Genomic DNA, 13,984 nt, shown 5'->3' with positions numbered 1-13,984 from the left:
GCGGATGCAAAAGTAGTGCTTTACAACATACACTCCAAACTTTTATGAGATTATTTTTTCAACTAAATCGTTACTGACAGACTATAATTCTGAACGACTGATCGTTACAGGCATAAAAAAAATCAAACAAAGTCTCACTCTGCAACTATCCTTAAAATTCAGGCGTTATTGCCTAACTTAAGATCTTTTCAAGAACCTTCCCTATACATTATAATATGGGAATAACGAATTGTAACAACAAAGCCGTTTTCTTTTTTGTTTTACTAAAAAATAAAGAGATTATTTTATGACAATAAAAAAAGTAGAAAGTATCATAGCTCCGCCTGCCCCGCATATGGTTGGAGACGGATTCAGAGTTCATAATTTCATACCGCATTTGGAACAACTAAGCAGGGAACGTATGAATCCTTTCATTCTGTTAGATTATAATGCAAAAATGGAGTTCTCTCCACGTAAAGAACCGAGAGGAGTCGGAGTACACCCTCATCGTGGGTTTGAGACCGTCACAATCGTATATAAAGGAAAAGTAGCCCATCACGACAGCAGAGGCAACAGCGGCGTGATCGGCCCGGGCGACATCCAATGGATGACAGCCGCATCCGGAGTACTTCATAAGGAATATCACGAAGAAAGTTTCAGCCGGAAAGGAGGCGAATTCCACATTGTACAATTATGGATCAATCTTCCCGCCAGGGATAAGAAAGCCGATCCTAAATATCAATCTATCGAAAACAGTCAGATACCTAAAGTCGAATTACCCGATAACACAGGTCTGGTGGAAGTTATTGCAGGCAAATATCAGAATACAAACGGAATAGCATCTACTTTTACCCCGATGCATCTGTTCAATGCTAAACTAAACAAAGGTGGAAATGCTGAATTTTCATTTCCGGCAGATTACAATACTGCTATTTTAGTCGTTGAAGGTTCCGTAAAGATCAATAATAATGAATTGGTTCCAACCGATTATTTTGCTTTATTTGAAACTAAAGGAGAAACGTTCACCATCCACGCTGTAAACAAAGCTACTGTTCTTATAATGAGTGGTGAACCGATCAAAGAACCTATTGCAGCATATGGTCCGTTCGTTATGAATAACGTGGCAGAATTAAAACAAGCTTACATTGATTTGGGAGCCGGCAAGTTCGGCAAACTGGACGATTAAACGACAATAATCCTAACGTAAAAGCATTATCAGTTTTGAAACCATAAATATCATATTTATAAGTTTCAGAAACTGGTAATGCTTTACTTTTGACGCTCTATTACAATACATAACAAAAGAAAAACGATCATGAACACGAACAGAATCGTATTGAATGAAACATCTTACTTTGGTCCGGGATCAAGGAATGTTATCCCTGAAGAAGTAAAAAGGAGAAACCTTAAAAAAGCATTTATCGTAACAGATAATGATCTTGTAAAATTTGGAGTAGTAAAACAGGTTACCGACATATTGGAACAGGCGGCTATCCCCTACACCACTTTTGCAGAAGTAAAACAAAACCCAACTGTTACAAATGTAAAAGCCGGCGTAAAAGCATATGCAGCATCTGCTGCCGATTTCATCATAGCCATAGGAGGCGGTTCCCCGACAGATACGGCAAAAGCAATAGGAATTATTACTAATAACCCTGAATTCTCAAATGTCGTTTCACTGGAAGGTGTAGCCAATACCAAAAACAAATCCGTTCCTATTATAGCTTTGCCAACTACGGCAGGAACAGCAGCAGAAGTAACTATCAACTATGTGATTACCGACGAAGAGAATGTCAAGAAAATGGTCTGTGTAGACCCGAATGATATTCCAGTCCTGGCAATCGTCGATGCTGAGCTGATGAGTTCCATGCCCAAATCGCTCACCGCAGCGACCGGTATGGATGCGCTCACCCATGCAATCGAAGGTTATATAACCAAAGGTTCCTGGGAAATGTCAGATATGTTTGAACTGAAAGCCATTGAAATGATTGCCCGCCATCTTCCCGCAGCCGTTGCCAACGGCCATGATCTTGAAGCGCGTAATGGTATGGCAGTAGCTCAATATATTGCAGGTATGGGATTCAGTAACGTCGGATTAGGAGCCGTACACGGAATGGCTCATCCCCTGGGAGCTTTCTATAACATACCTCATGGAGTTGCCAATGCTTTGTTACTTCCTTATGTGATGGAATATAATATGCCTTCTTCCATTCAGAAATATAAGAAAATAGCACAAGCAATGGGATGCGACATACAAGGAATGAACGATGAAGCGGCAGCCGTCGCTGCAGTAGAATCCGTCAAACAACTATCCCTGAAAATCGGCATTCCACAGAAACTAAGCGAGATCGGAGTAAAGGAAGAAGACCTGGAACAACTGGCCCAATCAGCTTACGCAGATGTATGTACTCCCGGCAATCCGAGAGATGTTACCGTCGAAGACCTTCTTGCTCTCTACCGGAAAGCCTATATCTAACATAATAGAAAAAATAATAAATTACCGTTCCAATTTAGTTTAGTATGAACAAACACACGACAGTATTGTTTGAACAGTACGAACGAGCATTATACTAAACTAAATTTTACAATTATGGCAAAAGAAAGTGTTAAGATTCTACAGAAAAAACTAGACGTAGAAAGTTTGTTATCACAGCTTAACGCTGCATTATCAGAAGAATGGTTAGCATACTATCAATATTGGGTAGGCGCTTTGGTTGCAGAAGGTGCTATGCGTGCAAACGTACAGGCTGAATTTGAAGAACATGCCAACGAAGAGTTAGGTCATGCCAAACTATTGGCCGACCGTATCATCGAACTGGAAGGTGTTCCCGTTCTTGATCCGAAACAATGGTTCGAACTGGCCAGATGCAAATATGACGTACCAAATGACTTCGATGTTGTCAGCCTGCTAAACCAGAATGTCGCTTCAGAACGTTGCGCCATTGTCAGATATCAGCAAATTGCCGAATTTACAGATGGCAAAGACTTTACTACCTGCGAAATAGCCAAACATATCCTGGCTATGGAAGAAGAACATGAACAGGATTTACAGGATTATCTGACAGATATTGCCAGAATGAAAAGTTCTTTCCTGAATAAGTAATACCTGGTCCGGTATAGATTACTAAAAAAATAAACCCACTCTTTTTTAGAAAATTGTGGGTTTATTTTTATCCAGTTTTATCTTTTCAGAAACTTAGTTGTTTTTATTTTTCCATCGGAACAAACTGCCCGCAGGAAATAAACCCCATTACTCATTAAGTTTAAATCAATAGTCACAGCAGTAGTCCCATTCACCTTTATGTTACTGTTTATACGTCCGGAAACATCAGAAATAATTACGGAACGAAGCGGAGTTTGTGACTCAACAAACAATTGATTATTTATTATTCTACAAGTTATATCATTCACCTGTTGGATAGCACTATTATCAGTTGCCGGGCTTGAATAAAAATATAAATTGTCAATATAATAAGCACCAGGTTTATTCGATTCCAGCCGGATAGAATAAAGATTTGCCATATTAATATATTTCTGATAATCAGACAGAAGTATATCCAATGAGTTCCATCTCTGCTCGATACTTGCCATCTTTATAGCCGGAGTTTCCAATACTCCGTCTGACAAATAGATACTAAATATTTCTGCATCAGGCGTCCATACATCCAGATGTAATTGTTCAAGGTGATCGACCTTTAAATTATCCAAGTTGATAAACAATGAATTGGTGTTAGTCAATTTCCATGTATTATTGCCTGCTACTTTAACAACATCCACTTTAGTCGTTTGCCCCTCCTGGCTGTCAAAAGAATAAGGAATGTTTGCATAAACATCACTGAAAACAGAAACAACTCTGCTTTCTGCCTGTAAAGGAGTAGGAGCTGCTACAGTAGGTCCGACTGGTTCTTCCGGTTCTGAAGGTTCTTCTCCCTCACTTTCTTCATAAAAATAAATATGATCAAGATACAGCGTCCGACCTCCGGGAGCACAGGATAAATTAATCCTGTTAATCTTCCCTTCTGTTTTAATAAGAAGTCCGGCCAAATCCATATCAAGGGCATTCCATGTATGAGGTTTTAAATCATAACTATATTCTTGTTCTACAGTATCATTACCAACCGTTATTTTCAGACTCATTTTACTTCTGGGAAATACATTCAGACAAAGACGACCTTTATCGTTCAGCTGGACAGATGTTCCCAAAGTGATATTTTGCTTATCGAAATTCTCCAGTTTTATAACTTTATTCCCTTTCACATCTTCCTCTTCTCCTTTTATGGTTAAGTCCATTTCCGGAAATGCGACAGTCTGTAAGTCGTTATTATAGAAAGAGCTAAAAACTGTAGATACATCAGATTCTTCCATTTCAGGAACAGCAGCAGCATTTATAGCCAAAGTTCCTTTTTTTATAGAGATATTTTTAAATGTGAAAGTTCCTGTTCCCTTTCCTCCCATATCTAAAGTAAAACGTGCAGCATCATCCGTATCCCTCAACATAGTAAAAGTATAAGAATATGTCTCCTCCTGCTGTTTGGCAGAGAAAGATAAATTTGGTCCATAGGGAATATAAGCGGTACCATTTTTCCCGATATAATTTGAAAAAGTGAAACCTTCAGTATCTCCGCTGACAGTAAATGTGACTGTATATACCGCTCCCATTTCAAGGCTGGTGAGTAAAATCGGTTGAACGTCCCAGGAATTTTCACCACCATTAATGATAGAAACTTTCAGCTCACCATCATCCCAAGAGTTAATCCAATGACTTGTTTGGTTAATCCAACCGGTGTTCCAGTTGCTACCTTTATCTATATTGCTGTCATAGACTGTTTCGCTCCCAACAATATGCAAATCCATTGGTTTTTCCGGAATTTTATTTGTAAATAAAGCATCCAATAAATGCTGACGGAATTGTCCGGTGGCAACGTCATAAATTCCAAAGTCAGTTCCAAAATCCCAATAGGCATAACTGTAACCATACCGCTCAATCGTACGTGTGACAAAGGTAGTCCAGAGCAGGCGCGAATCCAGATCCGCTTTGTCATACGTACCGAACTCACCGATGTGGACAGGGATATTATTGTTTTCCGCAGAAAAATCTCTGATAAGGTTAAAATCATTTATTACGGCCTCCCTATCACTCTGTGAATCATACCACTTATATCCTACCGGAGGATTACCGGACCATTCAGCCCCCTGATGAGTAAACGGCATTGGATTATAATAATGGACTGTCAAAATAAGATGATTATCCTGTGGAAGTATTAATCCATCCAATCCATTGACCGTTCCCCAATCTGTCGTACCAACCATTATGGCCCGATTCGGATTCGTTATTCGTATGGTATTTATAGCTTTTTCCAGCAATTCGTTCCATAGCGCAACCGTCATGCTATCTCTGGGTTCATTGAGTATTTCAAAGACTAAATCTTCCGGATAATTCTGGAAATACTCAGCAATTTGAGCCCACAAAATAAGGAAACGCTCCATTTCTTTCGCCTGTTCATCTCCCGACAACTCCATTAAAGGGTTATAATGATGCATGTTGATGACGAGCTTTAAATCGGCAGCAAGAATCTTATCAATGGCTGCTTTTATTTTAAGCATAAACGCTTCATCAATATTATAAGGCTTTTCATTCATACTTCTGCCGTCATTATCCCAACGGATGGGCAGACGAACATGCGTAAATCCTTGCTCTTTTACCATCGCAACGTAAGCATCATTCCATTCCAGATTCGATTGGTCATAGATATTCCCTAAATTGATCCCTTTTCCCAACTTCTTATTCAGATTCTCAATCGGAGAAGGAGTGAATAGTTCCTTTTTCTTGAAGAAATAAATATTATCAATAAAGAAAGTCTTTTCATTTCCATCTTCAAGAGATAGATAATGAACTTCTTCCAAAGGCACATCTGTAAACTCTGATAATGCAATATTTATACGGTTCCATTCGTTCGAAACAAGCGTTAGAGGAATAGAATGTTTAGTCCCGCCATCAAGCATAATACTCAAAGATGTTGCATCCGGCGAATAGACATCGATATGCAAAGAATCCATTCCCGAAAGATTGACGTTTCCCAGTTTAAGGGGGAATTGATTTGTTTTCGTTAACTGGTAAATGGAGTTATTACCCTGCCGAACAATTGCATCTATAGTGGTTTGCTCCCAATCAGCAATTTCGGGATAGCCATCCGAAAGTCCGTTTTCATAAGCATCGCTGAATACAGAAATTACATTCGCCGGATTCAATTGCACGGGAGGAAGATAAGCCATGTGTTCCGGGGCACCTTCTACGGGAATGATATCTTCATCATTATAAAAATAGATATGATCCAAATAGATCGTATTATTACTGCTTCCGGTATGGATTTGAATTGTACTTATTTTACGCTCTGTATCTTCCAGGAAATCATCGATATCAATATCAATAGTATGCCATTCATTGGCAGCCAGATTATATTCCGGTGTTTCAAATTCGATATTTTCCGCATTGCCTATCCTATTATCATAAAGCATCAATGTTACTTTAAAAGCCGGAATGGCATTTCCCGCATACACCTCTAAATGAAATTTGTTGTTATCGCCAATTTCCAGTATTTGATTATTGAGATTATACTGGATTGCACCCGTATTAAACCCGTATAATTTAAGCAATTCATTACCTTCATTATCTTCTTTTTTTGAAACATTATATTTTCCTCCCCACTCTAAAAAGACTACTTCAGTGCCTGTTCCATATTTAGTGCTATAGAAATTAACGACATTGGCGGCGGAGCGTTCCGGTATTAAAGCGGCCGGTATTTCCATCGGTTCATTTGCTTCTGTAGAAAAATAGATATTGTCAAGATAAGCAGTAACTCCAACGTCATCACCTTGCACGCTTAATAGCATAGAAGCAGTTGTTTGGAGCGCCTCGTCTCCTTTAACACGAGCAAATTCGCTTAAAGGGATTTGGATGGAATGCCATTTTCCCTTTTTATATGTTTTATTACTGGTAAACTCATAATCCGTGTTACCTGACGGATATAATTTTATTCCTACAGTACTGACATCCTTGCTAAAAAAAGCATCTATATTTATGTATGTAGCCGTCGATAAGTCGGCAGGTGAATTATAAAAAGTCAATGGATGGTAATCGAAATTCGATAATTTAACAAGATTAAAGCCATCCTCAGTCTGTGCTAATGAAGGTGTTGTCTTTTCATCCCCCCACTTGTCATAAATATTAAAACTATTATTTGTTTTACTATAGTGACTGCCAAAAATCGGAATCACTTTCTCTATCGGAAGCGCATAGACAATATCACTGGCCCTATCCGGTTCAGTTACTCCGGCTGCATGTATATCTGTAAATCCGGTAAATAATCCCCATATAAATACTAACTTAATAAATAAATCCCTTTTCATCATGTAATTAAATAAAGTTCGACTTTGACTGATATTCAAAAAAATTAAATAGAAAACAATTGGTTTTGAAACTATAAGAGGTCGGTTTGTGGCACTGTTCTAAAATTCAGTTACAAAGATAATTAAAAGCCGACCGAAGTCGGTATATCGGGCTGACGGATTAATTTCTTTTAATCCTTATTAAGGATATTGGCTGGCAAAAATATTTCCGACAGGATGCTTTATTGCCCCATCTGCCGCAAAAGCTGCATGTTACAAATCGTTATCACTTTCCTGTCTATAGAAATAATCCCCTCCTGCTCCATCTCCGCCAATGCACGCGCCAACGAAGGACGGGTCACGCCAAATGAATCGGCTATCTCCTGCTGAGTATCGGTCAGATGAATCACCGCAGACGACGCGTCCGGCAATTTATGAAGCAAATAATCCGCTATCTTATTCTTTATATTCTTCAGAGACAAGAACATAATTTTGTCACTCAGGAAATGGCTCCTGCCGGATATCAGCATCAGGAAGTTTTGAAGAAGCTGCCTGTTCTGCTGCATCCACACGGTAAAATCATCCCGGTGGATAAATAAAATCTCCGACGGCTCCACGGCGATGATATTTACCGGCAAATTGTTTTTCGGAGCATATAAAAAAGCGGGGGCTAACAACTGAGCCGCTTCCAATTCTTCAATAACAACAAGTTTACCCGCGTCATTCACCATCTGTCCCTGCAAAAGCCCGTTCAACACAATCATCAGATAATTGCATGGCGTTCCCTGCAAAGCGATAATGTCCTTTGGGTGGTAAGATGCGACCCGGTAAGCCGTCGTTTCCAACAAACCGGAAATGTCTGACTCCGGGATATTCCGAAATAATATGGATTTAGAAAGAATTGCTATCATATTCATTTATATATACAGGCTTATTCAATTATATATACAGGCAAATATACTAAAAGATACGGAGGAAACCTTATTTTCCTGCAAAGGCAAGTTGTTGCCGACGCTGTCGGCAAAATAATCGACGACGTCGGCAAAGCTTTCGACAGCGTCGGCAATATTGTCGAGGACGTCGGCAACAGCTTACATCAGCAGATAAATAAAATGACATAGGAACCGGCACGTATTTCCCCCGTATCCAAATGAGAGTATGACCGCGTTTATCAAAGAAATATCCGAGTTTGTAACATTTGGTACAATATAAGAGACCGGCCTGTCCTACTTTTGTTTCGGAATAATATAAACCAATAAATTATAGAATAGTATGGATGCAAAAATGTTTTGTTTTCAGTGTCAGGAAGCTGCGAAAGGTACCGGTTGTACCATCAAGGGTGTCTGCGGGAAGGATGATGAAACGGCCAACCGGATGGACCTGCTTTTATTTGTCACCAAAGGTGTTTCCGTTGTGGCGACCCTGTTACGGAATGCCGGAGTAGAAGTTCCTGCGCATATCAACCGTTTCGTTGTCGATGCGCTCTTTTCTACTATAACAAATGCGAACTTCGATATAGAGAGTATTACCGGCCGGATTGTCAACGGTTTGAAATTTAGAGACCAGCTAAAAGAAGAGGCTGCCGGACACGGCATCGAACTGCCGGTCATCGATGAACTGGTCTGGAAAGGCGATGAAAGTACTTTTGAAGGAAAAGCCCTTACGGTCGGTGTGTTGCGTGAAGCCAATCCCGATATCCGTTCCCTGAAAGAACTCATCATCTACGGCTTAAAGGGAATGGCAGCTTATGTCGAACATGCCGGCAATCTGGGATTCGAGGAAAAGGATTTACATGCTTTCATACAGCATGCTCTCGCCGAAACTTTGCGGAAAGACCTTTCGGCCGAACAATTGACGGCACTTGTATTGGAAACCGGAAGTTACGGTGTAAAAGCAATGGCGTTACTCGACAAGGCCAATACCAGCAGTTACGGTAATCCGGAAATCACACAGGTGAACATCGGTGTGCGCAATAATCCAGCCATTCTAATTAGTGGCCATGACCTGAAAGATATGGAAGAGCTGCTTGCACAAACGGAAGGAACCGGAGTCGATGTATATACGCATAGCGAAATGCTTCCGGCCAACTATTACCCGGCTTTCAAGAAATACAAACACTTTGTCGGCAACTACGGAAATGCCTGGTGGAAACAACGGGAAGAGTTCGAGAGCTTCAACGGGCCAATCCTGTTCACGACCAACTGTATCGTTCCGCCACTGGAAGAAGCTTCTTATAAAGACCGTGTGTATACAACCAACTCGACAGGCTTTCCGGGATGGAAACATATTCCGTCAAGGGAAGACGGCAAGACAAAAGACTTCTCGGAAATCATAGCCCATGCCAAACGATGTGACGCGCCCAAAGAAATCGAGCACGGACAGATCACCGGAGGATTTGCCCATAACCAGGTTATGGCGTTGGCAGACAAGGTGATCGACGCCGTTAAGAGCGGTGCAATCCGTAAATTCGTCGTGATGGCCGGATGCGACGGACGAATGAAAAGCCGCAACTATTATACGGAGTTTGCCAGCGAACTGCCTTCCGACTGCGTAATCCTGACGGCCGGCTGTGCCAAATACCGTTACAATAAGCTGCCGCTCGGCGACATCGGCGGCATTCCCCGCGTGCTGGATGCCGGACAATGCAACGACAGTTATTCATTAGCCGTCATCGCCATGAAATTGCAGGAGGCTTTCGGACTGGAAGATATCAATGAGCTGCCGATTGTTTACAACATTGCGTGGTATGAACAGAAGGCGGTTATCGTCCTGCTGGCGTTGCTGAGCCTGGGCGTTAAGAACATTCACCTGGGACCGACGTTGCCGGCATTTCTTTCACCGAACGTGGCGAAGGTATTAGTTGAAAACTTCGGCATCGGAACCATCAGTACCGTGGATGAAGATATAGAAAAGCTAATTCTTGCCTGATATTTTAACTAAACTTTGTATATTCGCAACCAAATGCAATCATTTATGGTTATAACATAAAAAAGGCGAATATATATGGGGAAGTTTTTACAAGAATTTAAACAGTTTGCCATGCGCGGCAACGTCGTTGACATGGCTGTCGGTATCATCATTGGTGGTGCTTTCGGAAAAATCGTATCTTCGGTCGTTGGAGATATTATCATGCCTGCCGTAGGGTTACTGGTGGGTGGAGTCAACTTTACCGATTTGAAAATCGTGCTGAAACAGGCGGTTATGGAAGGCGATAAAGTCATTACGCCTGCCGTCACAATCAATTACGGGAATTTTATACAGGTGACTTTCGACTTTATCATTATTGCGTTCGCTATCTTTATGATGGTGAAGGGGATGAATGCCCTGAATAAAAAGAAAACGGAAGAAGCGCCTGCCGCCCCTCCCGCTCCGCCAGCCGATGTTCAGTTGCTGACTGAAATACGTGACTTACTGAAAGAAAAGAAATGAAGAAAAACCTTACCCGTAAGGTTTCCTGAATAACAGGGAAGCGTGTCAAAACAGAGGTCAGCCTCTTTTTGGCACGCTTCTGTTTTCAGGCACCAATCGCTTCCGTTTCATCCGGTTTCGGGAACAGACGGGAGCTCAGTGCCTGCAATGCACGCGTTTTATCGGCGGACTTCATCACCAGGGAGACGTTGCTGCTGCTTCCCCCGTAAGAAATCATCCGCACGGGAATGTCTTTCAACGCATCTATGATTCTTGCCTCGAAGCCGACGTTCTGCCATTCAAGGTCGCCGACCACACAGACGATTACCATATCCTTTTCGACACTGATTGTTGCATATTTCTCCAGGCAGCCTACTATTTCCTGCAAATGTTCGGGATTGTCGGTCGTCACGGAGATGCCTATGTCGGAGGTCGTCACCATATCGACGGCCGTTTTGTAGCGGGCAAATGTATCGAACACCGTACTCAGGAACTTATGAGGCGGCAGGATATTCAACGACTTCATTTTGATGAAGACGATATTGTCTTTCGCTGCAACCGCCTTGATTCTGCCCTTCTCCGCGGTATTCGAGATTAATGTTCCGGGAGCATCGGGTTGCAGGGAGTTCAGCAGGCGGACCGGAATATTGCTTTCCTTTGCCGGGCGAATGCAAAAAGGATGGAGTATCTTCGCTCCGAAATAAGCGAGCTTCGCCGCCTCTTCAAAGTTAAGCTGGCGGACAGGAGCGGTATGGTTTACCACGCGCGGGTCGTTGTTATGCATACCGTCAATGTCCGTCCATATCTGTATTTCACTGGCATGGATAGCCGCTCCGATCAGGGAAGCACTGTAATCGCTTCCTCCGCGTTGCAGGTTATCTGTCTCGCCGTATGCGTTCCGGCAGATGAAACCCTGGGTGATAAAGATATCCGTGTCCGGGAAGCGGGACAGCAGTTTTCCGAGATGCTCTTCGATATAGGACATATCCGGCTCACCGTCGGCATTTATCCGCATAAAATCGAGGGCCGGAAGCAATGCCGACTTCATTCCCTGCTCTTGCAGGTAAAGATGCATCATGCCCGTGGAAATCAATTCACCCTGCGCCAGCACCACCTTTTCATCGAAGACGGTAAAAGGAGCACCGGCAAACGCCCATATTTCATTGAAACGTTCCGTTACCAGTTCCAGCGCCTTTTCCTTATAGGCGACAGAGGTATATAAATCCTCGATATGCCCGGCATAAGCCTGTTCAAGACGGGTAATGATTTTATTTGCCTCATCGACCTCCTTGCGATAGAAGCAACGAGTGATGTCGACCAGCGAATTAGTTGTTCCGGCCATCGCTGATAAGACGACAATTTTAGGTTCACCGCCGGATATGATGGATACGACGTTCTTCATCCGTCGGGCCGAGCCGACAGATGTACCGCCAAATTTTAATACTTTCATGATTGTTTACTGTGTTTTCTTACTTATTATCATACATTAAATGAAACGATAAAGGTACTGCCCTTTCCTATCTCGCTTTCCACGCGGATGGTTCCGCCATGAGCTTCGACGAAGTCCTTGCTGATAGCCAGTCCGAGGCCGCTACCCTGCACTTTCGTACCGGGAACGCGGAAGTAACGGTCGAAGATACTCTGGTGGTAACGCGGGTCGATGCCCTTACCGAAATCGCGGACGAATATCTCCACGACTTTGCCTTCCTGGCGGGCACCGATGATGATGCGGCCGTTCTCCGGCGTGTAGTGGATGGCGTTCGACAAAAGGTTTGTCAGGACCCAGGCTATCTTTTCACTATCGACAAAGAGTTTGGAGATTTTCTCCGGATACTCGACCTCTATATGGCAGCCGAAACGCTCCGCCTGCACACGGTTCGCCTTGATAGCGTAGTCTATCAGTTCGATTGGCTTGGTAATTTTCGGGTTCAGTTGCAGTTTTCCGGTTTCCACCTGCGTCATTTTGAGCAGTTCGCCGGTTATTTCGAGCAGGCGGTCGCTGCTTTCCTTGATGCTTTCGGCAAGCGCTTTCTGTTCGTTGTTCATATCGCCTACCCGCTGGTCTTCCAGGAGTTTGAGGCTCATCATGATGGCTGAAATAGGCGTTTTCAGTTCATGGGAGATGGTCGAGATGAAGGTCGTCTTTGCCGAATCCAGTTCCTTGAACTCGGTGATGTTTTTCAGGAGGATAACGTCGCCGACGTATTGGCTGACGTCTTTCTGCCCGTCCGTCAAATGGATAGGAATGTATTGCACCTTGAAATAACTTTCTTTGTTATCAGCATAAATTTTGAGCGGTTCCTTCTTTTCGTCGGGTTGCACCAGTTCGCGCACGAGGCGTCGCAGGAGATCGTTTTTCAGCGCCAGTTCGGCGGCAGACTTGCCGATGACATTTTCACGTTTCAGATTGAGGATTGTCAGGGCGACATCGTTGGCGAAAAGTATTTTACGGTTCCCGTCCAGTCCGATGATCGGCTCGGTGATGCTGTTGACGATGGCTTCGATGTATTTTTTCCCCTGGATAATATCCGCCAGCGTACTTTTACGGTATTCGGTCAGCCGTTCCGCCATCCGGTTGAAGGAGTTGGCGACGGCGGCGAACTCTTCATATTTCCCAAGGTCGAGGCGCTTCTCGTAATTATGGTTGGCAATCTCCATGATACCGTCCGTCAGCTTGTGGATCGGCGTGTTGATGGACCGGGGGAGGCGAATCAGGAAGGCAAAGGCTATCAGGATGCAGGTGATACCGAGGATGCAAATCCACATCAAGGCTTCATGTGCCGTATGCTCCGCCACCTGGCTTTTCCGGTAGATGGAAGTCATATTCAGACTCATCACCTCGTTCAACGCCATGCGGACACGTTGGATGGAGGCGTCGTTCATATCCTTTTTCATTGATTCGTATTGCGTAACCAGATGGGTGGTCGCGACATTCTCGTCCACTTCCGTTATATTCTCCTTTTGCAAGTTCAGGTTCTTTTCGAACTCGGTACGCGCTACCGGGTCGGTCTTGATACGTTCGAGGGCATCCAGCATACGGCGCGAATACAGGAGCGTATTGTAATTATCCGCCAGGATATTCTGCGTATCCGCCGACATGCGGTAGATATTCTTTACCGAAAGACCGCCCAGTAGGACAATCATTGCAAACAGCAGACCTATACCATAGGTGAGCTTCGTTTTAATCTTTAGACTAACAGACTGTAACATA

Annotated in this window: 9 protein-coding genes; 5 read left to right on the top strand and 4 right to left on the bottom strand. The window is 43.0% G+C overall.

Translation table 11 applies throughout. The features are described 5' to 3' along the window. Positions 1-286: 286 nt before the first annotated feature. The 3 genes from NBH14_RS25825 (at position 287) to NBH14_RS25815 (ending at position 3,082) form a co-directional block, all read left to right on the top strand. Complete coding sequence (locus tag NBH14_RS25825; RefSeq protein WP_186961661.1) at positions 287-1,165, top strand: pirin family protein; 879 nt, start codon at positions 287-289, stop codon at positions 1,163-1,165. Positions 1,166-1,294: 129 nt separating this feature from the next. Then, positions 1,295-2,455 (top strand): lactaldehyde reductase, encoded by a 1,161-nt coding sequence (fucO, locus tag NBH14_RS25820; protein WP_186961660.1) that lies wholly within the window; start codon positions 1,295-1,297, stop codon positions 2,453-2,455. A 114-nt stretch (positions 2,456-2,569) separates the two neighbouring features. Continuing rightward, on the top strand, positions 2,570-3,082 hold the full coding sequence (locus NBH14_RS25815) for a ferritin-like domain-containing protein (RefSeq protein WP_007659478.1): 513 nt from the start codon (positions 2,570-2,572) through the stop codon (positions 3,080-3,082). A 77-nt stretch (positions 3,083-3,159) separates the two neighbouring features. Here the strand turns inward: NBH14_RS25815 and NBH14_RS25810 are convergent, their stop codons facing one another. Next, complete coding sequence (locus tag NBH14_RS25810) at positions 3,160-7,389, bottom strand: cellulase family glycosylhydrolase (protein ID WP_250817864.1); 4,230 nt, start codon at positions 7,387-7,389, stop codon at positions 3,160-3,162. A gap of 218 nt (positions 7,390-7,607) precedes the next feature. Then, positions 7,608-8,276, bottom strand: coding sequence for a Crp/Fnr family transcriptional regulator (locus tag NBH14_RS25805; RefSeq protein ID WP_186961659.1), 669 nt, complete (start codon positions 8,274-8,276; stop codon positions 7,608-7,610). 361 nt (positions 8,277-8,637) lie between these two features. On the opposite strand from NBH14_RS25805, the gene hcp reads away from it, so the two are divergent. After that, positions 8,638-10,293: a hydroxylamine reductase gene (gene hcp / locus NBH14_RS25800; RefSeq protein ID WP_186961658.1), complete on the top strand. Its 1,656-nt coding sequence runs from the start codon at positions 8,638-8,640 to the stop codon at positions 10,291-10,293. 75 nt (positions 10,294-10,368) lie between these two features. Next, on the top strand, positions 10,369-10,794 hold the full coding sequence (gene mscL / locus NBH14_RS25795; RefSeq protein WP_007659472.1) for a large-conductance mechanosensitive channel protein MscL: 426 nt from the start codon (positions 10,369-10,371) through the stop codon (positions 10,792-10,794). Positions 10,795-10,879: 85 nt separating this feature from the next. Here the strand turns inward: mscL and NBH14_RS25790 are convergent, their stop codons facing one another. Together NBH14_RS25790 and NBH14_RS25785 are read right to left on the bottom strand one after the other, a co-directional pair. Next, positions 10,880-12,223 carry an aspartate kinase gene (locus NBH14_RS25790; RefSeq protein ID WP_186961657.1) on the bottom strand — a complete coding sequence of 448 codons (1,344 nt, stop codon included), beginning with the start codon at positions 12,221-12,223 and terminating at the stop codon, positions 10,880-10,882. Positions 12,224-12,252: 29 nt separating this feature from the next. After that, complete coding sequence (locus NBH14_RS25785; protein ID WP_186961656.1) at positions 12,253-13,983, bottom strand: HAMP domain-containing sensor histidine kinase; 1,731 nt, start codon at positions 13,981-13,983, stop codon at positions 12,253-12,255. Position 13,984 lies beyond the last annotated feature (1 nt).

Source organism: Parabacteroides caecihominis, assembly GCF_023656785.1.
GTDB lineage: Bacteria > Bacteroidota > Bacteroidia > Bacteroidales > Tannerellaceae > Parabacteroides > Parabacteroides segnis.
This window is presented reverse-complemented; position numbering and strand designations above follow the sequence as displayed.